Annotated in this window: 23 protein-coding genes; 15 read left to right on the forward strand and 8 right to left on the reverse strand. The window is 34.3% G+C overall.

Features of this window, described 5'->3' with window-relative positions; all coding sequences use genetic code 11:
• Positions 1 to 123: 123 nt before the first annotated feature.
• From lysS to FOL89_RS08375, 4 genes are all read right to left on the reverse strand, one after another.
• Positions 124 to 1,824, reverse strand: coding sequence for a lysine--tRNA ligase (gene lysS / locus FOL89_RS08360; protein WP_144282368.1), 1,701 nt, complete (start codon positions 1,822 to 1,824; stop codon positions 124 to 126).
• 254 nt (positions 1,825 to 2,078) lie between these two features.
• Positions 2,079 to 3,005 carry a 23S rRNA (adenine(1618)-N(6))-methyltransferase RlmF gene (gene rlmF / locus FOL89_RS08365; RefSeq protein ID WP_144282369.1) on the reverse strand — a complete coding sequence of 309 codons (927 nt, stop codon included), beginning with the start codon at positions 3,003 to 3,005 and terminating at the stop codon, positions 2,079 to 2,081.
• Positions 3,006 to 3,374 carry a c-type cytochrome gene (locus FOL89_RS08370; protein ID WP_144282370.1) on the reverse strand — a complete coding sequence of 123 codons (369 nt, stop codon included), beginning with the start codon at positions 3,372 to 3,374 and terminating at the stop codon, positions 3,006 to 3,008.
• Positions 3,374 to 3,574: a hypothetical protein gene (locus tag FOL89_RS08375; protein ID WP_144282371.1), complete on the reverse strand. Its 201-nt coding sequence runs from the start codon at positions 3,572 to 3,574 to the stop codon at positions 3,374 to 3,376. Before FOL89_RS08375 ends, FOL89_RS08370 begins: the two co-directional genes overlap by 1 nt.
• A gap of 316 nt (positions 3,575 to 3,890) precedes the next feature.
• On the opposite strand from FOL89_RS08375, the gene FOL89_RS08380 reads away from it, so the two are divergent.
• From FOL89_RS08380 to FOL89_RS08430, 11 genes are all read left to right on the forward strand, one after another.
• Positions 3,891 to 5,315, forward strand: coding sequence for an anthranilate synthase component I family protein (locus FOL89_RS08380; protein ID WP_144282372.1), 1,425 nt, complete (start codon positions 3,891 to 3,893; stop codon positions 5,313 to 5,315).
• A 13-nt stretch (positions 5,316 to 5,328) separates the two neighbouring features.
• Positions 5,329 to 5,916 carry an anthranilate synthase component II gene (locus FOL89_RS08385; RefSeq protein WP_144282373.1) on the forward strand — a complete coding sequence of 196 codons (588 nt, stop codon included), beginning with the start codon at positions 5,329 to 5,331 and terminating at the stop codon, positions 5,914 to 5,916.
• A gap of 10 nt (positions 5,917 to 5,926) precedes the next feature.
• A complete protein-coding gene (gene trpD / locus FOL89_RS08390; RefSeq protein WP_144282374.1) occupies positions 5,927 to 6,913 on the forward strand; it encodes an anthranilate phosphoribosyltransferase in 987 nt (328 codons plus the stop codon).
• A gap of 60 nt (positions 6,914 to 6,973) precedes the next feature.
• Complete coding sequence (locus FOL89_RS17785) at positions 6,974 to 7,135, forward strand: GIY-YIG nuclease family protein (RefSeq protein WP_317130099.1); 162 nt, start codon at positions 6,974 to 6,976, stop codon at positions 7,133 to 7,135.
• 252 nt (positions 7,136 to 7,387) lie between these two features.
• Positions 7,388 to 8,164, forward strand: a complete 777-nt coding sequence (trpC, locus tag FOL89_RS08400) for an indole-3-glycerol phosphate synthase TrpC (RefSeq protein ID WP_144282375.1) — start codon at positions 7,388 to 7,390, stop codon at positions 8,162 to 8,164.
• Between the two features lie 13 nt (positions 8,165 to 8,177).
• Positions 8,178 to 8,864 (forward strand): phosphoribosylanthranilate isomerase, encoded by a 687-nt coding sequence (locus FOL89_RS08405; RefSeq protein ID WP_144282376.1) that lies wholly within the window; start codon positions 8,178 to 8,180, stop codon positions 8,862 to 8,864.
• Positions 8,845 to 9,318 carry an OsmC family protein gene (locus tag FOL89_RS08410; protein ID WP_144282377.1) on the forward strand — a complete coding sequence of 158 codons (474 nt, stop codon included), beginning with the start codon at positions 8,845 to 8,847 and terminating at the stop codon, positions 9,316 to 9,318. The genes FOL89_RS08405 and FOL89_RS08410 overlap by 20 nt, the downstream gene beginning before the upstream one ends.
• A gap of 3 nt (positions 9,319 to 9,321) precedes the next feature.
• Positions 9,322 to 10,500, forward strand: a complete 1,179-nt coding sequence (gene trpB / locus FOL89_RS08415; protein ID WP_144282378.1) for a tryptophan synthase subunit beta — start codon at positions 9,322 to 9,324, stop codon at positions 10,498 to 10,500.
• Positions 10,501 to 10,586: 86 nt separating this feature from the next.
• Entirely contained in the window at positions 10,587 to 11,321 is a 735-nt protein-coding gene (gene trpA, locus FOL89_RS08420; RefSeq protein ID WP_144282379.1) for a tryptophan synthase subunit alpha, read from the forward strand.
• 341 nt (positions 11,322 to 11,662) lie between these two features.
• Positions 11,663 to 12,397, forward strand: coding sequence for a lipoyl(octanoyl) transferase LipB (gene lipB / locus FOL89_RS08425; RefSeq protein ID WP_144282380.1), 735 nt, complete (start codon positions 11,663 to 11,665; stop codon positions 12,395 to 12,397).
• Positions 12,398 to 12,493: 96 nt separating this feature from the next.
• Positions 12,494 to 14,617, forward strand: coding sequence for a type IA DNA topoisomerase (locus tag FOL89_RS08430; RefSeq protein WP_144282381.1), 2,124 nt, complete (start codon positions 12,494 to 12,496; stop codon positions 14,615 to 14,617).
• A gap of 71 nt (positions 14,618 to 14,688) precedes the next feature.
• Here the strand turns inward: FOL89_RS08430 and FOL89_RS08435 are convergent, their stop codons facing one another.
• Together FOL89_RS08435 and FOL89_RS08440 are read right to left on the reverse strand one after the other, a co-directional pair.
• A complete protein-coding gene (locus FOL89_RS08435) occupies positions 14,689 to 15,984 on the reverse strand; it encodes a helix-hairpin-helix domain-containing protein (protein ID WP_144282382.1) in 1,296 nt (431 codons plus the stop codon).
• A gap of 104 nt (positions 15,985 to 16,088) precedes the next feature.
• A complete protein-coding gene (locus tag FOL89_RS08440; protein ID WP_130913685.1) occupies positions 16,089 to 16,433 on the reverse strand; it encodes a MerR family transcriptional regulator in 345 nt (114 codons plus the stop codon).
• An 82-nt stretch (positions 16,434 to 16,515) separates the two neighbouring features.
• On the opposite strand from FOL89_RS08440, the gene FOL89_RS08445 reads away from it, so the two are divergent.
• Entirely contained in the window at positions 16,516 to 17,409 is an 894-nt protein-coding gene (locus tag FOL89_RS08445) for an SMP-30/gluconolactonase/LRE family protein (protein WP_144282383.1), read from the forward strand.
• Between the two features lie 73 nt (positions 17,410 to 17,482).
• Here FOL89_RS08445 and FOL89_RS08450 read toward each other — a convergent pair whose 3' ends face one another.
• Positions 17,483 to 18,760 carry a replication-associated recombination protein A gene (locus tag FOL89_RS08450; RefSeq protein WP_144282384.1) on the reverse strand — a complete coding sequence of 426 codons (1,278 nt, stop codon included), beginning with the start codon at positions 18,758 to 18,760 and terminating at the stop codon, positions 17,483 to 17,485.
• Between the two features lie 167 nt (positions 18,761 to 18,927).
• Between FOL89_RS08450 and yidD the strand changes: the two genes are divergently transcribed.
• Together yidD and lgt are read left to right on the forward strand one after the other, a co-directional pair.
• Positions 18,928 to 19,170: a membrane protein insertion efficiency factor YidD gene (gene yidD, locus FOL89_RS08455; RefSeq protein ID WP_228444882.1), complete on the forward strand. Its 243-nt coding sequence runs from the start codon at positions 18,928 to 18,930 to the stop codon at positions 19,168 to 19,170.
• A 426-nt stretch (positions 19,171 to 19,596) separates the two neighbouring features.
• Positions 19,597 to 20,442, forward strand: a complete 846-nt coding sequence (lgt, locus tag FOL89_RS08460) for a prolipoprotein diacylglyceryl transferase (RefSeq protein WP_144282475.1) — start codon at positions 19,597 to 19,599, stop codon at positions 20,440 to 20,442.
• A gap of 173 nt (positions 20,443 to 20,615) precedes the next feature.
• Here the strand turns inward: lgt and lpxK are convergent, their stop codons facing one another.
• The gene (gene lpxK, locus FOL89_RS08465; protein ID WP_144282386.1) at positions 20,616 to 21,641 is read right to left on the reverse strand and encodes a tetraacyldisaccharide 4'-kinase; all 1,026 of its coding nucleotides are present in this window, start codon (positions 21,639 to 21,641) and stop codon (positions 20,616 to 20,618) included.
• Between the two features lie 144 nt (positions 21,642 to 21,785).
• On the opposite strand from lpxK, the gene FOL89_RS08470 reads away from it, so the two are divergent.
• Positions 21,786 to 22,349 carry a DUF4256 domain-containing protein gene (locus FOL89_RS08470; RefSeq protein WP_144282387.1) on the forward strand — a complete coding sequence of 188 codons (564 nt, stop codon included), beginning with the start codon at positions 21,786 to 21,788 and terminating at the stop codon, positions 22,347 to 22,349.
• Positions 22,350 to 22,388: the final 39 nt, after the last annotated feature.

Below are 22,388 nucleotides of genomic sequence, written 5' to 3' on the forward strand. Positions count from 1 at the left end.
ATTCATTAAGTAAAATCAATGATCACATTAACTAAAAAAAAGCAATGGTGAATTAATATCTTAAAAAAAAGACTGCATCACTTATAGTGACACAGTCTTTTTTTTATCTTTTTTGTGATATTCTTAAACCAATCTCATCAAAACATTTTCATCTATTTTTTCCACTTTTACTATACCATGTTTGGTAAGATTTTTTGAAGCTTTATCCCATTTTTTACCGGATAATTGGCTCCTTTCTTTTACCTCCGCTAAAGAAAATGCGTCTTCCTGAGAATTTAAAATTTCCAAAATAACTTTTTCATCTTCGCCTAGCTCGATTTGAGGAACTGCTTTCTCAGGTCTCATCTGTGGAAAAAACAATACTTCCTGAATGGATGGATTATTCGTCAGGAACATAATCAGTCTGTCCATTCCTATTCCTAAACCTGACGTTGGAGGCATTCCGTACTCCAAAGCTCTCAGAAAATCCTCATCAATAAATCCTGTTGCTTCATCATCACCCTTTTCTGATAATTTCAGCTGCTCTTCAAAACGCTCTCTCTGGTCAATCGGATCATTCAATTCTGAATAAGCATTGGCTATTTCTTTTCCGCACACCATCAATTCAAAACGCTCTGTAAGACCATCTTTGCTTCTGTGTTTCTTGGTTAAAGGTGACATTTCGATCGGATAATCAGTAATAAATGTCGGCTGGATGAAGTTTCCTTCACATTTCTCACCAAAAATTTCGTCGATTAATTTCCCTTTCCCCATCGTTTCGTTTACATCAATCCCAATAGATTTAGCAAAATCAAATAATTCCTGTTCAGATTTTCCTGTAATATCAAAACCTGTATATTTTAGAATTGCTTCTGTCATGGAAACTCTTGGATAAGGAGCTTTCCAGCTGATGGTATGTTCACCAAATGTAGATTCTGCATTTCCGTTTACAGAAGTTGCGCAGAATTCCAGCAACTTTTCTGTGAAATCCATCATCCAGTTGTAATCTTTGTAAGCCACATAAATTTCCATTGCGGTAAATTCAGGATTATGGGTTCTGTCCATTCCTTCATTTCTGAAGTTTTTTGAGAATTCATACACACCGTCAAAACCTCCAACAATCAATCTTTTCAGATATAACTCATTGGCAATTCTTAAATACAAAGGAATATCTAAAGCATTATGATGAGTAATAAACGGTCTTGCAGCTGCTCCACCGGGAATTGACTGTAAAATTGGAGTTTCTACTTCAAAATATCCTGCATCATTGAAGAAAGTTCTCATGGCATTGAACAATTTTGTTCTTTTCACAAAAATTTCTTTTACATGAGGATTTACAGTAAGATCTACATAGCGTTGTCTGTATCTGAGTTCGGCATCGTTGAATGCATCATGCACCACTCCGTTTTCATCCGTTTTTGCAAGCGGAAGCGGTCTTAAAGATTTGGTAAGAAGAGTAAAATTTTTCACCAAAACCGTTTTCTCGCCTACCTGTGTTGTAAACAACTCTCCTTCAATACCGATGATATCACCAATATCTAAAAGGTGTTTATATACGTCGTTATACAAAGTTTTATCTTCTCCGGTACAGATTTCGTCACGGTTAAAGTATACCTGAATTTTCCCTGTAGAATCCTGCAATTCAGCAAAAGAAGCTTTACCCTGAATTCTGCGGGACATTAGTCTGCCTGCAATCTTTACCTGTTTACTTTCAGAAAAATCCTTTTTTATAGATTCCGTAGTATCTGTAATTACATATTCTTCTGCCGGGAATGCATTGATTCCCATTTCAACAAGCTTGTTCAGCTTTTCTCTTCTAATGATTTCCTGTTCTGATAATTGCATTGTAAATTCAATTTTTTGGAATTGCAAAAGTAATGAATTTAAAGATTTTATGGAAGTTAAATTTTATACCACCATTTATTTAGAAAAATAACTTAGATAAGATTTAATCCTTTAAGAATTTTATGAAAGAGTTGAGAATTATGACGTAAAATATTTAAGATATTTTACGGTTTTCCATATAATTTTAAATTTGTTCGTGCTCAAGAATCTTAAAATAAATAAACCAAATTTTCATGTTTGAAAACTTAAAATACTCAAATCCAGTTTTTACGTTCACTTTGTGAGGTAAAAGTCCAGACTAAAATTCTGCTTACTTTCTGACCCTGAGACATTTCAATCGTTTTGATTTCTGCTGCTTTTAGTTTGCTTAAAAGTAAATTTAACTTGAAAAGATTTTCTTTTTTTGAAACCAAACAGGTAAACCACAACACTTTGGAAGAAAACACAGTACTTTCTTCAATCATTTTTGAAATAAAAGCCAGTTCACCACCTTCGCACCAAAGTTCAGATTGTTGTCCGCTGAAATTCAGATTGGGATTTTTAATTTTGGATGTATTCAGATTTTTTGTTTTCCTCAAATTCCCTTTCAAAGCAGATTCTTCAGAACCATGAAACGGAGGATTGCACATGGAAAAAGCAAACTTATCTTCAGAAGAAACAATATTTTTAAAGATAAAATTTGAATTTTTCTGAAACCTAAGCTCAATTCCAGACGACAAATCTGGATTTTGATTTAAAATATGTTGTGCATTTTTAAGAGAATCTTTATTGATATCGGTTCCGACCATTCTCCAACCATAAGATTGATGCGCTATTAAAGGATAAACCAAGTTAGCTCCGGCTCCGATATCCAAACCTTTCACAGAAAAACCTTTTGGAGTTTGATGATGATTTTCAGCCAGCAAATCGGCAATATAGTGTACGTAATCTGCTCTTCCGGGAATGGGAGGACAAAGATTTCCATCCGGAATATCCCAGTTTTTGATTCCGTAAAAATGTTCCAACAAAGCTTTATTAAGTAATTTTACCGCTTTCGGAATGCTGAAATTGATGGTAAAGTTTCCGTAAGGATTTTTATACACATAATGTTTCAATTCCGGCACACAAGAAATCAGGGAATCAAAATCATAAGAATTTCGGTGCAGATTTCTTGGGTGCAGATTTGATTTTTCAGAAGACATTTACTTCTTCTGTTTTAGGATATATTCTACCATTTTTTTGGCATCTTCCTTTGAAAATTGGGAATGAGGTGCCATAGGTACATCTCCCCATACTCCGCTTCCGCCTTCAATTATTTTGGAAGCAAGTTTTTCAATATCTTTTTCGGAATATCGTGCGGCGATCTCCTGATAGGAAGGACCAATCATTTTCTCTGTCACATTATGGCATGACATACAGTCGGATGTCTCTATCAAAGCCTGTCCTGAAATATTTTTCACCACAGGAGATGGCACATCATCCGTATCCGTTTTTTGAGCTTCGTAATTTTCTTTTTTAGAACAGGAAAACAGAAATAAACCTGCTGCTAATGCCAAAAATAAATGTTTCATTATTTTGCAGCTATAGTATCAACCGCAGCAGGAGCTGGTGCCGCTACCGGTGCAGAATCTGTTGCTGTAGAATCAGTGACAGTAGGTGCAGCAGGTTCCTCAAGCATAATATTGCTATCCTGTAGAGATTTTTCTTCTTTTTTTGAGCAGCTTACTGCCGTTAAACTTGCGATGAATACGATTGCTAAAACTTTTTTCATTGTTAATTATAATTTGATCACAAAAATAGGAAAATATTATCTTTCATCATCAGCTTCGGCTTCTAATTTAGTGAAGAACATTTTTTGCTTTTTTTATTTTTGGTTTCAAAAAAATATATACATTTGCAATATGATTACTTCAAACAACAGAAATTGGTGGTGGCTTTCAAACTCTTCGTCGGGTCTGAAACTATTGTCGTGTTGTTGATCAATTACAGCAGGAATAATATTAAAAATATAAATACGACTTTGACGTGATACGTTGAAGTCTTTTTTTGTTTTATATCTCAATCAACTTATAAAAATCTGAAAAAAAATGTTCGATAAAAAAATAACAATAAAAACAATTTCAAAAAAAATATTGGGAGATCTTCATACTCCCATGAATATTTACCTGAGTCTGCGCGATAACTTCAGGGATACCATTCTTCTGGAAAGTGCAGATTCCAAAAACCCGCAAAACAACTTTTCTTTCATAGCGATTAATGCCGTTGCAGGAATTGAAATTAAAAACCTCACCGAGTTTGAAATAAAACTTCCCGGTCAAAATCCTGAGAAAAAATCTTTGGAAAACATAGAGGTAACCAGCCTTCTGCATCAGTTTTCACAAATCTTTCAATATCAGAAAGTAAATGAAAAAATAGAAGAAACCGCACAAAGTCTTTTCGGATATACCAGTTTTGAAGCCGTACAGTTTTTTGAAGACATCCTCTTTAAAAATCAGACTCCGGAAGTTGAAATTCCTATTTTGCGTTACAGACTTTATCAATATGTAATTGCCATTAATCATTTTAATGATGAAATGCACCTCATTGAAAACCAGATTGACGGAATAAAATCTGAATTTATGACTGTTGAAGATTTAATTAAAAATAAAAATGCAGTAATTTATCCTTTTGAAAAAGTTTCGGAAGAAAGTTCAAATCTTTCAGATGAAGAATATATTGAGCTTGTAAAAATCGCACAAAAGCACTGCATGAGAGGAGATGTCTTTCAATTGGTACTTAGCCGCAGATTTCAGCAAAAATTCAAAGGTGACGAATTTAATGTTTACCGTGCATTGAGAAATATTAATCCGTCTCCCTATCTGTTTTTCTTTGATTACGGTAATTACAGACTTTTCGGATCAAGTCCTGAAAGCCAGCTTATCATCAAAGACAACAAAGCGGTGATTCATCCGATTGCAGGAACATTTAAGAGAACAGGAGATTTGAATATTGACCTTCAATCTATTGATCATTTAAAAAAAGATCCGAAAGAAAATGCAGAACATACGATGCTGGTTGATTTAGCAAGAAATGATCTGGGAAAACTGGGAAAAAATATTACCGTTACCAAGTTAAAGGAAATTCAGCTTTTCTCCCACGTTATTCACATGGTAAGCGAAGTAACGGCAGACCTATATGAAAATACAAATCCTTTTGAAATGGTTGCATCAACTTTTCCGCAGGGAACTTTAAGCGGCGCTCCAAAACATAAAGCATTACAGCTCATCAACACTTACGAAAAGGATTCAAGAGGATACTACGGTGGATGTATAGGAATGATAGGATTAAACGGAGACTGCAATCAGGCAATTATGATTCGTACTTTTCTCAGTAAAAATAATACACTCTATTATCAGGCAGGAGCTGGATTGGTAGCAAAATCTGATCCTGAAAGCGAACTGGAAGAGGTCAACAATAAACTGAACGCACTAAAAAAAGCAGTTGAGAAAGCAGAAAAATTAGTTGTTGGTTAATTAAATAAAAAAAATGGATAATAATAAAGAACAAGCCAAAGTCTTAGTATTTGACAATTACGACAGTTTTACCTACAATCTGGTACAAATGATCGAAAAAATACTGAAAGAAAAAATCGATGTTATCAAAAATGACAAGATTAGTTTGGAAGAAATAAACACATATGATAAAATTGTTATTTCTCCAGGACCAGGAATCCCTGAAGAAGCAGGAATTTTATTAGATCTGATTAAAAAATTCGCTGCAACAAAAAGTATCTTGGGAGTCTGTCTTGGTCAGCAGGCTATTGCTGAAGCTTTCGGAGGCAGTCTAATCAATCTATCCGAAATTTACCACGGTGTTGCTACGGAAGCAATTCGTATAAAAGATCACACCATCCTTAGAAATCTTCCCAAAACAATAGAAGTAGGGCGTTATCATTCCTGGGCAGTAAATCCTGAAGGTCTTCCTGCAGAACTGGAAGTTACCAGCGTTGATAAAAACGGAATGATTATGAGTCTCCAACATAAAACCTTTGATCTTCACGGAGTACAGTATCACCCGGAAAGCATTCTCACACCTGATGGTGAAGCTATTATCCGAAATTTTCTTCTGAATTAAATCTAAAATCATGAAAGAAATCCTTATTTACCTCTTCAATCATCATACCTTATCGAAGACTGAAGCAAAAGCTGTAATGATTGATTTAGCACAAAATAAATTCAACGAAAGTGAAGTCATTTCCTTCATCACGGTATTTCTGATGCGGACAATTACCCTGGAAGAACTCACTGGTTTTAGGGAAGCATTGCTACAATTGGCAAAACCTATTGATTTAGGAACCAAAGATTTGGTTGACATCGTCGGAACTGGCGGGGATGGAAAAAACACATTCAACATTTCAACTTTGGCAAGCTTCATCGTTGCCGGAACCGGACAAAAAGTTGCAAAACAAGGCAATTACGGTGCATCTTCTATTTCAGGTTCGTCCAATGTTCTGGAAAAATTGGGATACCAATTCAAGGATAATTCCGAGGATTTGAAAACCGATCTGGAAAAAGGAAATATCTGTTTTCTTCATGCACCGTTGTTCCATCCCGCTTTGAAATCGGTTGCGCCTCTCAGAAAACAGCTTGGTCTGAAAACTTTTTTCAATATTCTCGGACCTTTGGTTAATCCTGCACGTCCTGATTTCACGATGATTGGTGTTGCCAATCTGGAAATTGCAAGAGTTTATCAATATCTTTTACAAAAGCAGAAAAGCGAGTTTATGATTGTTCACGCTTTGAATGGTTATGACGAAATTTCTTTGACTGGAGACACTAAAATATTCAGTAAAACTGGAGAAAAAATCTATTCCGCAGAAGATTTGAAATTCAAAAATATATCTCCTGAGAGTATTTTTGGAGGTGAAACTAAAGAAGACGCGGCGAAATTATTTATCAATATTTTGGAAGGTAATGGAACCGAAGAACAAAATTCGGTTGTTCTTTCTAATGCCTCAATTGCTTTGGAAAACACTGGAAAATATGGAAGTTATGACGACTGTCTTGAGTTAGCAAAAGAAAGTCTGGAAAACGGAAAGGCATTACAAAGTTTGAAAAGTATTATCAAATAACTTAAAGTTTGTCATTCAGAACGTAGCATAGCGGAGTGAAGAATCTTTTTAAATTAAAGTATGAAAACTTTAGGAACACATAATTATTATGTTTATATTCTGACAAATAAGAACAGAACAGTTCTTTATATAGGAGTAACTAATGATTTGAAAGGCAGATTATTTTGGCATATAAATCCTGAATCTCATACTAACCACTTTACATTTAATGCTTCTTTTTAATTTATGACGAATTTTTCCACGATATAGACCAAGCAATTGCTAGGGAAAAACAATTAAAAGGCTATTCAAGAATCAAAAAAGAAAATCTTATTAAAAATATTAATCCTAATTGGGATTTTTGGAATGATAAAATTGAATAAATTTTTAATAAATGGTTAATTTAATTTTATTTCGAACTCAGTATAAAATTTAAAAAGATTCTTCGCTACACTACGTTTCGCTCTGAATGACAAAATCCAAAAAGAAAACAAAATGAACATTCTCGATAAAATCATAAAACGAAAAAAACTAGAAGTTGCAGAAGCAAAATCTAAAATTTCTGTTGAAAAACTAAAAGATTCGGAGTTTTTCGGAAGACCAACTTTTTCGTTGAAAGAAACTATCAAAACAAAATCCGGAATTATTACCGAATTCAAAAGACAATCGCCAAGCAAAGGCATTATCAATGACAAAGTTTCGCCTTTGGAAGTTGTTTCCCAATATGAAAAATTCGGAGCGAGCGCTGTTTCTATTTTGACGGACAAAGATTTTTTTGGTGGAAGTTTTGAAGATATTTTGAGTATCAGAAATCACGTTAATATTCCTATTCTGAGGAAAGATTTTATGATTGATGAATATCAATTCTATGAGGCAAAATCAATTGGAGCAGACGTTGTTTTGCTGATTACTGCTTGTCTTTCGCCAACTCAGGTCTCGGAATTTACAGAATTAGCACGTTCTTTAGATCTCGAAGTCTTGCTGGAAATCCATTCTGAAGAAGAATTAAAACACATCAATAAAAATGTTGATTTTGTAGGAATCAACAACAGAAATTTGAAAGATTTCAAAGTAGATCTGCAGCATTCAGCAGATTTGAAAAACAAACTTCCAAAAGATATTTTCTCAATTGCAGAAAGCGGAATTTACAATGAAGAAGATTTCATATTCCTTAAAGAAAAAGGTTTTGATGGATTTTTGATGGGCGAATATTTTATGAAAAATGAAAATCCGGGAAATAAATTCGCAACTTTTTTAAAAAGTATAATGTAAAATGTACAAAGTAATGAGTACAACTAACCGAAAACCAACAACCAACAACTATCAACTCAAAGTTTGCGGATTAACAAAACTCAATCAAATTAAAGAATTGGTTGATTTGAAAATTGATTTTCTGGGATTTATCTTTTATGACAAATCTCCGAGATATGTTTTGAATCATTTGAATTTAAAACAAATTGCGGAAATTCCACATTTCAAAAAAGTGGGTGTTTTTGTAAACGAGAGTATCAAAGGAATTGCTGAAATAGTTTCAGAAGCTCATCTTGATATAATTCAATTACATGGTAATGAAGATGAAAAATATATAAAGCTATTAAGGCAAATGATAGGTGAAAGTATTAAAATTATCAAAGTTATTAGGATAGGAAATCAAACATCAGAAGAATTACAAAAAACCATCAACCAACAACCAATAACCATCGATTACATCCTATTCGACACCGAATCCAAAGCGTTTGGCGGAACAGGAAAAACCTTTGACTGGAATATTTTAAATGAAATTGACATTCCAATTTCTTATTTTTTAAGTGGCGGGATTTCATTGGAAAATTTTGAGGATTTAAAAAATATCAATCAAAAACCAACTGCTCTCGACATCAACTCAAGATTTGAAATTGAAGCTGGTAACAAAGATTTAGAAAAAGTAAAAGAATTTTTATCATTAATAAAAAATGAAGAACCATCAATATAAAAGCAAAATAATCTGGACAGGAAACACCGGCGAATCCACAAAAAACTATCGTTCATATCAAAGAAATTATACGATTTCAATTGATGGGAAAGCTGATATTTTAGGCTCATCTGACCCAGCATTTTTAGGAAACCCGGAACTTCACAATCCTGAAGATTTGTTGCTGGCTTCGGTATCTTCGTGTCATCTGTTGGGGTATCTTCATCTTTGTTCTGTGAACAAAATTCTGGTTTTGGAATATGAAGATTTTGCAGAAGGAACAATGATTGAGAAGGAAAACGGAAGTGGAAAATTCAGTGAAATTACTTTAAAACCAAGGATTGTTGTTTCTGAAAAAGAAATGATAGAAAAAGCGGTTGAACTTCATCAGAAGGCAAATGAATATTGTTTCATTGCCAATTCTTTGAACTTTGAAGTGAAGCATCATCCGGAAATAACTTATAAACAAAATTAAAAAATGAACTTTCAAAACCCAGATAAAAACGGTTATTACGGAGATTTCGGAGGTGCTTTCGTTCCAGAAATGCTGTATCCGAACGTTGCAGAATTACAAGAAAAATATCTCCCAATCATCGAATCCGAAGAATTTCAGAATGAATTTCAGGATTTGTTGAAGAACTATGTCGGACGTGCTACTCCACTCTATTTTGCTAAGAATCTGAGCGAAAAATATCAGACTCAAATTTATCTGAAAAGAGAAGATTTGAATCACACCGGAGCGCACAAGATCAACAATGCTTTAGGACAAGCTTTATTGGCTAAAAAATTAGGAAAACATAGAATCATTGCAGAAACCGGAGCCGGACAACACGGTGTCGCAACGGCAACAGCTTGTGCTTTGTTAGGTTTGGAATGCATAGTTTATATGGGCGAAATCGACATCCAAAGACAAGCGCCAAATGTTGCCCGAATGAAAATGCTTGGTGCAACCGTCATTCCCGCCACTTCAGGTTCAAAAACATTGAAAGATGCGGTGAATGAAGCTTTGAGAGATTGGATCAATAATCCTTCTACAACGTATTATATTATCGGAAGTGTGGTTGGTCCGCATCCATTTCCGGATTTGGTAGCGAGATTTCAGAGTATTATTTCGAAAGAAATCAAAGAACAATTGAATGAAAAAATCGGCAGAGAAAATCCTGATTATGTGATTGCTTGTGTTGGTGGCGGAAGTAATGCAGCCGGAACTTTTTATCATTACGTGAATGAAGAAAATGTAAAAATCATTGCGGCGGAAGCTGGTGGTTTTGGCGTTGATTCAGGGAAATCTGCAGCGACAACTTTTTTGGGAACTTTGGGAATTCTGCACGGAAGTCAAAGCCTTGTGATGCAAACGGAAGACGGACAGGTTATCGAACCACATTCTATTTCCGCTGGTTTGGATTATCCTGGAATTGGACCTATGCACGCCAATCTTTTCAACCAAAAAAGAGCAGAATTTTTCAGTATCAATGATGATGAAGCTTTGAAATCAGCTTTTGAACTGACAAAAATCGAAGGCATTATTCCGGCTTTGGAAAGTGCGCACGCTTTGGCGGTTTTGGACAAGAAGAAATTCGAGAAAGATGATGTAGTCGTGATTTGTCTAAGCGGACGTGGTGATAAGGATATGGAAACGTATTTGAAACATCTTTAAATCTGTAAAATGTAAAACGTATTAATGTATTTATGATTCTCAATCGTTAATACATTTTACGTGAATACTTTGATACATTAAACAAAATGAAAAAACTAAACATATATTTCACAGCAGGAGTTCCAAAACTTGACGACACCGGAAAAATTGCAAAACTAATTCAGGAATCGGGAGCGGATATGATGGAGATCGGGATTCCTTATTCTGATCCTGTTGCGGATGGATCAGTGATCCAAGAGGCTCATTCTCTGGCATTGAGAAACGGGATGTCTATTAAAAAACTATTAGAACAATTGGCAGAAATTAAAGATTCTGTGACGATTCCTAAAATATTAATGGGTTATCTGAATCCTGTTCTTCAATTTGGATTTGAAAACTTTTGTCAGAAATGTGCAGAGGTCAGCGTTTCAGGATTGATTATTCCTGATTTGCCTCCTATTGAATTTGAAAATAAATACGGAGAAATTCTAAAGAAATACAATCTGAATTTCACTTTCCTAGTAACACCTGAAACTTCGGAAGAGCGCATCAAATATCTTGATTCTTTAAGTTCAGGATTCTTGTACGCTGTAAGTTCTTCTTCAACAACGGGAAACGAAAATGCAGTTTTAAAAAATGAAAATTATTTGGACAGATTGGCTTCATTAGATTTGAAAAATCCTGTTTTCATCGGTTTTGGAATCAAGAATCAATCTGATTTTGAAAATGTGACGGAAAAAACGCAGGGCGGAATTATTGGAACCGCTTTTGTAAAAATCCTTTTGGAGAATCAGGATTGGGAAGCAAAAGCAGAGAGCTTTATTAAAAGTGTAAAGAATTAATAAAAAAGCAGTCTTACTTTTTAAGTAAGGCTGCTTTTATTTTTTTTAGAAGAAATATTGGTCAAGTTCTTCTTTGAGATTTTAAACATGAAAATTATGTGATTAATGTATTAAAAGTTCCCGCAAATTTCTCGAAATTAGGCAGATTCTATTTTAATAATGATTTACAATATACTTTTCTTAGCTTTTAACCGTAAAAATTTAAACTTTAAATAGAAGAGCAAAAAACATTTGTAACGATGACTTCGTTTGATCTTCGGTTTATGGTTAAATAAACCAATGAACTTTCCAAATTCTTTAAACGCATAAAAATCACTAAATTTGTTTCATTAAAGTAAATAATGAATACACATCAAAATAAAGTTGTAGAATTTGAAGATTTAGGAATCAAAGAGTATCAGGAATCGTGGGATTATCAGGAATCTCTGATGAAAAATATCATTGATCTGAAAATAAAAAATCGTGATCTTTCTGAAGAACAGCACATCACAACTCCCAACCATTTTCTTTTGGTAGAGCATCCTCATGTTTACACTTTAGGTAAAAGTGGACATGAAGAAAACATGCTTGCCGGAATTGATAAATTGAAAGAAATTGAAGCTACTTTTGTAAAAGTAAACCGAGGCGGAGATATCACGTATCATGGTTTTGGACAAATCGTTGGCTATCCTATTCTTGATCTTGAAAACTTCTTCACCGACATTCATAAATATATGCGTAACCTTGAAGAAGTAATTATAAGGACAATTGCCGAATTTGGTCTAAAAGGCGAGCGTTCTGAAGGAGAAACCGGAGTTTGGCTGGATGTTGGGAAACCTTACGCCAGAAAAATCTGCGCAATGGGTGTAAAAGCTTCAAGATGGGTTACTTTACACGGTTTTGCTTTAAACGTTAATACTGATATGCGTTATTTTGAATACATAGTTCCTTGCGGAATAAAAGATAAACAGGTAACTTCTTTAAAAAGAGAACTTGAAAGAGAACTAACTACCGAAGAAGTAGAACAAGTAAAAAACAGTATTAAAAAACATTTTGAACAAGTTTTTGAAGCAGAATTGATGATGAAAGCATTATAATTCATCATCTCGTTAATCTTATTTTTTAATAATCAAAAAAGCATCATTAATTTTTTTTTACCGACTTTTGCAACCCTTTCCATAATTTAATCATTCATGAAACTTTGTATTGCCGAAAAACCAAGTGTTGCCAGAGATATTGCCAAAGTTTTGGGTGCAACAATGCCTAAACAAGGTTATATGGAAGGAAATGGCTATTGGGTAACATGGACTTTCGGACATCTTTGTACTCTGAAAGAACCTCACGATTATGGACCCCAATACAAATCATGGAATCTTTTTCTGCTTCCCATTATCCCTCCTCAATTTGGAATTAAATTAATTCCAAATAAAGGGGTAGAAAATCAGTTCAAAGTCATTGAAAAACTTGTAAAAGACTGTGAAGAAGTCATCAATTGTGGGGATGCCGGACAGGAAGGAGAACTCATTCAGCGTTGGGTGTTGCAGAAAGCAAAATGTAATAAACCTGTCCGTCGTTTATGGATTTCTTCCTTAACGGAAGAGGCTATCAAAGAAGGTTTTGCCAACCTTAAACCTGCTGAAGATTATAAAAATCTGTATCTCGCAGGAAATGCAAGAGCCGTTGGAGACTGGCTTCTAGGAATCAATGCAACCCGTCTTTTCACCAAAAAATTTGGCGGAAATAAGAGTGTTTTGTCTATCGGAAGAGTTCAGACACCTACTTTGGCAATGCTGGTACAGCGTCAGAAAGAAATTGATGCTTTTACTGTAGAAGAATATTGGGAACTGAAAACCAAATACAGGGAGGTAGTTTTCAGTGCTGCCATTGACCGGCTTAAAACTTTAGACCGCGCTGAAAAGGGTCTGGATTATTTAAAACAAAACCTCTTTGAAATTGTTTCCTTTGAAATAAAGGAAGGTAAAGAAAAAAATCCGAGGCTTTTTGACCTGACCGGTCTTCAGGTAGAAGCCAATAAGAAATATGGATATTCTGCGGAAAATACCCTCAATTATATCCAAAGTCTTTACGAAAAAAAGCATGTAACTTACCCTCGTGTGGATACCACTTATCTTTCTGAAAGCCTATATCCAAAAATTGAGGGAATTCTACGAAGTATGAAGTTTTATCAGGATCTGATTACTCCTTTACTTCAGGAATCAATTCCTAAGTCTAAAGCTGTTTTTGATGATACAAAAGTGACTGACCACCACGCGATTATTCCGACAGAAGTACCGCCTTCTCAAAATTTAACCCGGGAAGAAAAGCTGATTTATGATTTAATAGCCAAGCGTTTTATTTCGGTTTTTTATCCTGAATGCAAAATATCAAATACTTTGGTAGAAGCAAAAGTAGGAACAATACCCTTCAAAACCAGCGGAAAGCAAATTCTAGAACCAGGATGGAGAATTGTTTATGCCAAAGACACGAAAGATGAGACATCTGATAAAGAAAAAAACAAGGAAGAAGAACAAACTATTCCCGAGTTTATTGCAGGGGAAACCGGACCGCATGATCCTATGATTCATCATGGGAAAACTTCATCACCCAAACCTTACACAGAAGCAACACTTCTTCGTGCTATGGAAACCGCAGGAAAGCAAGTAGATGATGAAGAACTTCGTGAAATGCTGAAAAATAATGGCATTGGAAGACCTTCTACCCGAGCCAATATTATCGAAACGCTTTTCAAAAGAAAATATATTGAAAAGAAAAGAAAAAACCTGATCGCAACACCAACAGGAATTCAGTTGATTGACACGATTGAAGACGAGCTGCTGAAAAGCCCCGAGCTTACCGGAGAATGGGAACTTAAGCTTCGGAAAATTGAAAGTGGCGAATATGAAGCGAACCACTTTAAAGAAGAACTGATCCAGATGGTGACCGAGCTTACTAAAAAAGTAGTCGATGGAAAAGGAAAAATTATCATTCTGAAAGAAGAAAAACCTGAAACTAAAGAAAAGAAAAAGCGGGAATCGTCGGTAAAAAAAGATTTGCCAACTTGGGAAGAAACAAAGTGTCCGAAATGTAAAGACCATCATTTAATAAAAGGTAAAACCGCTATTGGATGTTCGGACTTTAAGAACTGTGGCTTTAAAATTCCTTTTGAAATATTTGGTAAAAAGCTTTCCGAAAAACAATTGATGGATCTTATTTTAAAAGGAAAAACCTCCAAATTGAAAGGTTTTGGTTCCCACCCCGAAAATATAACAGAAGGAATTATTTCTTTATCTTCGGAATTTTCAGTTGTTTTGGTTTGAGATAGAGGGTAAGTATGCGGGATGTTTCAATAAAATACCCTGCATTCTGTTAAACTTCAAAATTCCAATAATTACTTTAAATAAAGTCTCATCCTTGCCTCATATTCCGGCTTGGTTTTCAATAATTTCCAGATTTTCTTATCATCGGGATAACTGATTCTGTAGTAAAGGATTTTATCCGCAGAATATTTAAAGTAAGGATGATTTTTCAGCCATTCTTCAGGAGCATCAACCAGAGAATATCTTTCAACTTTGGAGTTGTCGAGCGGAGCAATATTTAAAAGTTTTTGAACCAGTTCTTTATCTATATTATACGTTTCAAGAATCTGTTCTTTGGTCATAAATCCGCCAAGCTTTCTGCGAAAACCGATCATAGAACCAGCACTTTTTTCATCAAGACCAAACTCCAAAAGCTGTTTAAAAGTGATCGAATTCAGATCTGTTTTTGTAAAATCTGTTTTTTCCTGTTTTATTTCAGGCTTTTTCTGATCAGAAGTTTTAGTAATTGTTGAAAGATCAAGTCTTATAAATGGTTTTAGGCTTTCAAACTTTTCCTGAGAAATTACAAAACAGCTTTTTATATCCTCCAAAGTTTTAAAACTTCCTTTTAGATTTCTATCGCGATAGTTTATAATTACATTGGCCTGTTTTTCAGAAAACCCAAGATTTTCCCAGCCTTTTAAGTCTAAAATATTTGGATCAAAAGCAGTGAGTTTAATTTGTGCCTTAGACTTTACAGCAGACGAGTTAAAATTTGCAGGAGTTTTTGCAGGCAGAATAATATAAGGCTCAAGTTTTCTGTAATTTTCATCACTGATAATGAAACATTCCCTAAATTTTTCTTTGCTTACAAAACTTCCCCCCAGGTAATCTTTGTATTTTAAAATAGCAGCAGACTGTTTTTCAGAAAAACCCATTGCCTGCCAATCATTTTTAGCCATATGATCAGGATTGAATCTCCCATTAATGATTAAAGATTTCTTTTCAAAATTTCCGGAATGGTAATTTATTGTAGATTCAGAACCATTTTCAGGAAGTAATAAAAACGGTTCTAGCTCATTGTATTTTTCTTCCGAAACTGCAAAACATTTTTTGAACTGTTCTTTTGAAGTAAAGTGACCGCCAACAATTTCTTTATACTTTAAAATAGTTTTGGTTTGTTTTTCGGAAAAGCCAAGCTTCTGCCACTGATTTTCATCTAAATCGTTTGGATTGAAGTCTGAGAAGATTTCTGAAGACGAATTTTCTGTGACAAATGTAATTTCAGGAAATTTATCTTCCTTTGTTGCTGAATATTTCTTAAAAGCAAGTGAAGTAAGGAGTAAAACTCCCAACACAGCCATTTTTTGATAATAATTTTTCCTCATCTCTTATGTTTTAGTAAACTAAAGATAAGAATTATTTTTTATGCTAAAAATTTATGCATATCTATTTTTAGCTTAGCAGCAAAACATCAACTAAAATTGTTGACCTAGTCCTCGTTTTTCTCTGCCAGAGAATCTTTCAGTTTTAAAAGTTCAGCTTTTACGAACTCCAGTCTGTCAATAATAGTGACCGTTTCTGAAATTTTACTGTTGGTAGTCAGCGCAATCTTGGCTCCGTCTAATGTATAGCCTTTTTCTTTTACCAAATGATAAATGATTTTAAGATTTTTGATGTCTTCCGGAGTAAAATACCGATTACCCTTTTTGTTTTTTTTGGGCTTAATAATGGGAAACTCCTGCTCCCAATACCTTATTAATGAAGCATTTACATCGAATGCTTTAGCCACTTCTCCTATCGAATAATACAGTTTGTCGGGTAAATTTATCTTCATTACGTTGAATCCTGAAAATTCAAAGATAAATATTTTTGAAACTACCGTACAAATCGTACATTGTAATCTTTAAAATTAAAAAATGAAAAAGGAGAAAGTTCTGGGTATTGTTGGTTTAATTTTGGTATTATTCAGTTGCCAATCAACAAAATATAAAAATATGTTTGAAGAAAACGCCGAACCAAAATTAATTTCAGATCAATTCAGCTTTACAGAAGGTCCTGCTGCCGATAAATCAGGAAATGTTTACTTTACCGATCAGCCCAATGACAAAATTTATTTTTGGGACTGGAAAACCGATAAAATTCAGCTATTTTTAGACAAAACCGGTCGTGCTAATGGAACTTTTTTTGATGAAAACGACCATCTGATTACCTGCTCAGACAATCAAGGTCAAATCTGGAAAATCAGTAAAGACAAATCTGTAGAAGTTCTGTCTAAAGGTTTTGAAGGAAAAAGACTGAACGGACCAAACGATTTATGGCTGGATGATTTTGGCGGAATTTATTTTACAGACCCTTTATATGAAAGAGATTACTGGGAAAATTTCAAAGTAGAAATTCCTGAGAAAAATCTTTATTACAGAAACAAAAACGGTAAAATATCAAAAATTGAAACCTTTACTCAGCCTAATGGCATTATCGGAAGTAAAAAATTAAAAAAACTTTATGTTTCCGATATTGATGGAGGCAAAACCTATGTATACGATATTTTGGGAGAAGGACAGCTTTCGGAAAAGAAATTATTCTGCGAAATGGGCTCAGACGGAATGACGCTTGACCAAGAAGGAAACCTTTACATTACAGGAGACGGTGTTACCGTATTTAATAATAAAGGTGAAAAAATTCATCATATCAAAATTCCTGAAGACTGGACAGGAAATATTACGTTTGGAGGAGAAAAAAATAATATTTTATTTGTTACAGCTTCAAAATCTGTTTATACTTTACCTACAAAAACCAAAGGCTTAGATTAAAATTATTGGTATTCGCAAATCAATAACTTATCGAAATAATTCAAGGAATGATCAATACTGATCATTCCCTTTTTTAATATTTATTGTTCCACTTCTTTTTAAGTTCATCCTGAATCTTTTTTTCGGTAGCATTATTTCCCGGTTGATAAAATTTCACATCTTTTATTTCCTCGGGTAAAAAATCCTGATCTACAAAATTCCCTTCAAATGAATGAGCATATTTATATTCTTTTCCATAATCCAAATCCTTCATCAGTTTGGTTGGAGCATTTCTCAGATGCAGAGGTACAGGCAGATTTCCTGTTTTTTTCACAAAAGCCAACGCTTCATTAATTGCCGCATACGCAGAATTACTTTTAGGCGAGACCGCCAGATAAATTGCCGTTTCGCTCAATAAAATTCTGGCTTCAGGATTTCCTATCACATTGATTGCCTGAAAGCAGTTGTTGGCAATAACCAAAGCATTCGGATTGGCAAGACCAATATCTTCTGAAGCTAAAATCAGCATTCGCCGGGCAATAAATTTAATATCTTCACCACCTGCAATCATTCTGGCAAGCCAGTATACTGCTCCGTTTGGATCACTTCCGCGCATAGACTTTATAAATGCAGAAATAATATCATAATGCTGTTCACCATTTTTGTCATAAAGCGCCATCGTTTCCTGAAGAACCGACATTACATCCTCGTTATCAATTTCTTGATTACCTGAATTTTTAAACTGATTGAGAACCAATTCGACAGAATTAATCAGTTTTCTGCCATCACCACCGGAATATTGAATGAATGCTTCTTTTTGTTTAATGATAAAATCTGAATTTTCATCCTTATTAAATCTTTTAGCCGCAATATCAATAAGTTCTTCCAATTTTTCGTAACTTAAAGCTTTCAGAATATATACCTGGCTTCTGGAAAGCAGTGCGGAAACTACCTCAAAACTTGGGTTTTCTGTAGTTGCACCTATTAAAACCACCCACCCCTTTTCTACCGCATGAAGCAGAGAATCCTGCTGAGATTTGTTGAAACGGTGAATTTCGTCAATGAATAAGATCGGAGATTTTCCTGAGAAAAGATTCTGCTTTTTGGCATCTTCTATTACATCGCGAACATTTTTCACTCCGGAAGAAACCGCAGAAAGTTTAAAAAATTTACGCCCGGATTTTTCTGAAATAATTTCTGCCAAAGTTGTTTTGCCCGTTCCCGGCGGACCCCAAAGAATCAATGAATTTAATGTATCATTCTCCAGCATTTTTCTTATTGTACCTTTTTCACCGGTAAGATGTTCCTGTCCTAAAACTTCATCTAAAGTTTTGGGTCTTAACCGTTCTGCTAATGGGATATTCTGAGCCAATTTAATTGATTTAAAGTAAAAATTAAGGGAAAAACTTCACTGATTTTATGCGAAAAGACTATAATCGACCAACATCCTATTTTATACGACCAAAGCCTTATTTCATCGTTGAAACTTACAACAAATTTAAACTAATTTTCAATTTTTTACCCTATTTTTGCAATGTTTTGAAATTTACATTAAATAAAATCATCACGTTTCCTTTGGTAACTGTCATCAGATTTTACCAATGGTTTATTTCGCCATTACTTCCGAAAAACTGCCGTTATGAACCTACATGCTCGCACTATATGGTAGAATCTTTACAGATTCATGGTATTTTTAAAGGATTCTGGCTTGGTGTGAAAAGAATTTCAAAATGTCATCCTTGGGGAGGAAGCGGCTATGATCCCGTTCCGCCCAAAAAATAATAAGCTAAAAAAAATTTCATAATGAATAATTTATTCTTTCGAATTTATCTTTTGATTTTTGCATTTTTTGTACAAAACATTTTTGCTCAAAATTATCCTGATGGTGTTTCTGATGCCGATCTGGTAGTCAACAATCAGTCAATCCCGGTTAAAGTTTTTTCTACGACAGATGCACAGACTTTTGCTCAGTTTGCGGGAAAAAATCCTGCCAACAGCTTAATCATTGTCAATGCTGCCAATCTTGAATCTAAAGGCGGATGGGGAGCTTTTTATGACAATTCTTTTGCCATTCTGAAACAGAATGGGTATCAGTTTTTAAATAAAAATTTTAAGCTGACAGAAAATAAAGCAGATTTTAAATATATTACCAAAATCAAGCAGCCGTTAAAAGAAGGAGATCAGGTTTCGCTTGACACAACCTATAAAATCTGGGATCCTTCCGTAGGAATTCATTTAGGACCGGTTACGCTGCATTATTACAGTCTGATGTTTGTTTTTGCATTTGGTTTCGGGTATATACTGATGAAAAAAATATTTGATATTGACCATGTTAATCAGAAATATCTTGATCCTCTTTTTACATGGACTTTACTCGGAACAATTCTGGGAGCAAGACTGGGACACGTCATTTTTTATCAGCCAGAGCTCTTTAAAGATGATTTTTTAAGTGTTTTTTTGCCGATCAGAACAAAACCTGAGCTTGAGTTTACAGGATTTTCAGGACTTGCAAGCCACGGAGCGACCATTGCCTTAATTTTTACAACGCTATATTATTCTTTTAAAATAATTAAGAAAAATCCGTTTTGGGTTTACGACAGATTAGGAATTGTTGTTGCGCTGGGAGGTGCTTTTGTACGACTAGGAAACTTTTTTAACTCAGAAATTGTAGGAAAACCTGCAGATCCGAATTCACCTTTTGCGATTCTTTTTCCACAGATGAGCGATGAATACGGAATTACAGTCCCAAGATTTCCGGGACAGCTTTTTGAAGCGGCAGGATATGTAATGCTGTTTGTTCTTTTATGGTTTCTGTATAGAAAAACTGATAAAAAATATCAGCAAGGCTGGTTATTCGGTTTATTTTTCATCATACTTTGGGCAATCAGATTTTTTGTGGAATTTTTGAAAGAGCCGCAGGGAAAAGAGTTTATTTCCATTGCGGGACTTAATACAGGTCAGGTTTTATCTATTCCTTTTATGATAGCAGGTTTATTTATCATGATCTATTCAAAGCACAATAAAATCGCTCCTGAAGCTGATAAAACTTTCTAATTTAAAGAAATTACCAATTATATGAACCGTCTCGTAAATGAGGCGGTTTTTTTGTAAAGCTTATTAAAGATTGGGTTGTATAATATATTCTAAAAGAGAATCTACTTATCTGCAAACCGGGCAAAAGAATTAATTAAAGAAATAACAAGAAGATAAACCAGCAAATAAAATAATTATTTTCGGTTTACATAATTCATAATGATTTGATTAAACTCCTCTTTCTTGTCAATCACAACATTAATAGGCCAGTAATAAACCAAATCTTTCAGATAATCGAAAGTTTTAAGACGAACGTAATCTTTTTCTGTTGTAAGAATAAGTTTATACTCACCCATTTTTTTATACTCTGCCAGAATATTTTTAATATCAGACTCAGAAAAATTATGATGATCTCTGAATTTTAAATGTTTTACCCGCTGAGAAAATTTCGCAAGATGCGACAGTAAAGGCTTAGGATTGGCAATTCCTGTGATCAAAAGAATGTCGTAATAATTCAGATTATTATCCGGAAGCATCTTGTCTCTGGCATAAATATTTTCATCATATCCTATTGAAGAGAAAAAAACTTTCTGATGGGCAGCAGGTTTTATCCTGGAAATATAATAGCGTTTGGTTTCTTCCGTTAACTCATCCGGACATTTACTGACCATGATAACATCCGCTCTTTTAGCTCCTGATCTTGATTCTCTCAAATCTCCTGCGGGAAGAATATGATCTTTAAAATAAGGATCATTGAAGTCGGTCATCAAAATATTAAAACCGGCTTTGATAGGTCTGTGCTGCATTGCGTCATCCAGAATCAGAACATCCAGATCCATATCATCAATCACCTTCTTTGCTCCAGGAACTCTTTCTTCGGAAACCGCGATTACAAAACGGTTTTTAAAGCGCTCAAAAAGCTGCATGGCTTCATCACCCACAGTTTTGTAATTGCTTTCGTAGTTGGTTACTTCATATCCTTTCGTCAATCTTCCATATCCTCTGGAAAGAACACCGGTTCTGTAATATTTTGACAAAGATTTTGCCAGATACATCACCATAGGAGACTTTCCGCTTCCCCCCACAGAAAGATTACCAACATTGATAATTGGTGTTTTAAACTTAGTAGATTTAAAAATTCCCAGATCATACATTGTATTACGAAATCCCGTAACCATGTGAAAACCTAAAGAAAAAGGATAGAGATACCATCTTTTCATACGTTGGCAAAAATAAGAATTTTAAAAACTATCTAATACTATTTTTGGTCAGTTTTTTACAAATATTCATATCAATATTTAATGAAGTCATTTAAATGACATCTATAATTTTATTAATTTTAAAAACTTTTAAACCCAGTTTCCATGACTTCAAAAAAATTACTTTCTGCAGAGCAGACTTTTGAAATTTTCAATATTTTGAAAAAAAGATTTGATCAGCACAAAAACCGTCATCCTGATGGGGATTGGGCAAAAATTGAGGAAAAATTAAATGATAGTCCTTCAAAACTATGGTCACTTTATCAAATGGAAATTTCTGGCGGCGAACCTGATGTAGTCAGTCTTGATGAAAAAACAAATGAGTATACTTTTTTCGATTGCTCTGCTGAAAGTCCTAAAGGAAGAAGAAGTTTCTGCTATGACCGTGAAGCTCTGGACTCAAGAAAAGAAAACAAACCTCAACATTCAGCAATTGACTCTGCTTCAGACATGGAAATAGAAATTCTAAATGAAGAACAATATCGTTTTCTTCAAACTTTGGGGGAATTTGATATGAAGACATCAAGTTGGGTAAAAACACCAGAAAAAATCAGAAATCTAGGTGGTGCTTTATTTTGTGACCGGCGCTACGATACCGTTTTCACCTATCACAATGGAGCTTCTTCCTACTATGCTGCAAGAGCTTTTAGAGGATGCTTAATTGTGTAATTTGTACAAATATGATAAATAAAAACAAAAAAACCGCTG

Source organism: Chryseobacterium echinoideorum (assembly GCF_007474535.1).
Classification (GTDB): domain Bacteria; phylum Bacteroidota; class Bacteroidia; order Flavobacteriales; family Weeksellaceae; genus Chryseobacterium; species Chryseobacterium echinoideorum.

What these genes read in the sequence shown, in the direction of transcription:
- lysS (WP_144282368.1), bottom strand. Translation starts at nt 1,824, where the DNA reads ATGCAATTATCAGAACAGGAAATCATTAGAAGAGAAAAGCTGAACAAG.
- rlmF (WP_144282369.1), bottom strand. Translation starts at nt 3,005, where the DNA reads ATGTCTTCTGAAAAATCAAATCTGCACCCAAGAAATCTGCACCGAAAT.
- FOL89_RS08370 (WP_144282370.1), bottom strand. Translation starts at nt 3,374, where the DNA reads ATGAAACATTTATTTTTGGCATTAGCAGCAGGTTTATTTCTGTTTTCC.
- FOL89_RS08375 (WP_144282371.1), bottom strand. Translation starts at nt 3,574, where the DNA reads ATGAAAAAAGTTTTAGCAATCGTATTCATCGCAAGTTTAACGGCAGTA.
- FOL89_RS08380 (WP_144282372.1), top strand. Translation starts at nt 3,891, where the DNA reads ATGTTCGATAAAAAAATAACAATAAAAACAATTTCAAAAAAAATATTG.
- FOL89_RS08385 (WP_144282373.1), top strand. Translation starts at nt 5,329, where the DNA reads ATGGATAATAATAAAGAACAAGCCAAAGTCTTAGTATTTGACAATTAC.
- trpD (WP_144282374.1), top strand. Translation starts at nt 5,927, where the DNA reads ATGAAAGAAATCCTTATTTACCTCTTCAATCATCATACCTTATCGAAG.
- FOL89_RS17785 (WP_317130099.1), top strand. Translation starts at nt 6,974, where the DNA reads ATGAAAACTTTAGGAACACATAATTATTATGTTTATATTCTGACAAAT.
- trpC (WP_144282375.1), top strand. Translation starts at nt 7,388, where the DNA reads ATGAACATTCTCGATAAAATCATAAAACGAAAAAAACTAGAAGTTGCA.
- FOL89_RS08405 (WP_144282376.1), top strand. Translation starts at nt 8,178, where the DNA reads ATGAGTACAACTAACCGAAAACCAACAACCAACAACTATCAACTCAAA.
- FOL89_RS08410 (WP_144282377.1), top strand. Translation starts at nt 8,845, where the DNA reads ATGAAGAACCATCAATATAAAAGCAAAATAATCTGGACAGGAAACACC.
- trpB (WP_144282378.1), top strand. Translation starts at nt 9,322, where the DNA reads ATGAACTTTCAAAACCCAGATAAAAACGGTTATTACGGAGATTTCGGA.
- trpA (WP_144282379.1), top strand. Translation starts at nt 10,587, where the DNA reads ATGAAAAAACTAAACATATATTTCACAGCAGGAGTTCCAAAACTTGAC.
- lipB (WP_144282380.1), top strand. Translation starts at nt 11,663, where the DNA reads ATGAATACACATCAAAATAAAGTTGTAGAATTTGAAGATTTAGGAATC.
- FOL89_RS08430 (WP_144282381.1), top strand. Translation starts at nt 12,494, where the DNA reads ATGAAACTTTGTATTGCCGAAAAACCAAGTGTTGCCAGAGATATTGCC.
- FOL89_RS08435 (WP_144282382.1), bottom strand. Translation starts at nt 15,984, where the DNA reads ATGAGGAAAAATTATTATCAAAAAATGGCTGTGTTGGGAGTTTTACTC.
- FOL89_RS08440 (WP_130913685.1), bottom strand. Translation starts at nt 16,433, where the DNA reads ATGAAGATAAATTTACCCGACAAACTGTATTATTCGATAGGAGAAGTG.
- FOL89_RS08445 (WP_144282383.1), top strand. Translation starts at nt 16,516, where the DNA reads ATGAAAAAGGAGAAAGTTCTGGGTATTGTTGGTTTAATTTTGGTATTA.
- lpxK (WP_144282386.1), bottom strand. Translation starts at nt 21,641, where the DNA reads ATGAAAAGATGGTATCTCTATCCTTTTTCTTTAGGTTTTCACATGGTT.
- FOL89_RS08470 (WP_144282387.1), top strand. Translation starts at nt 21,786, where the DNA reads ATGACTTCAAAAAAATTACTTTCTGCAGAGCAGACTTTTGAAATTTTC.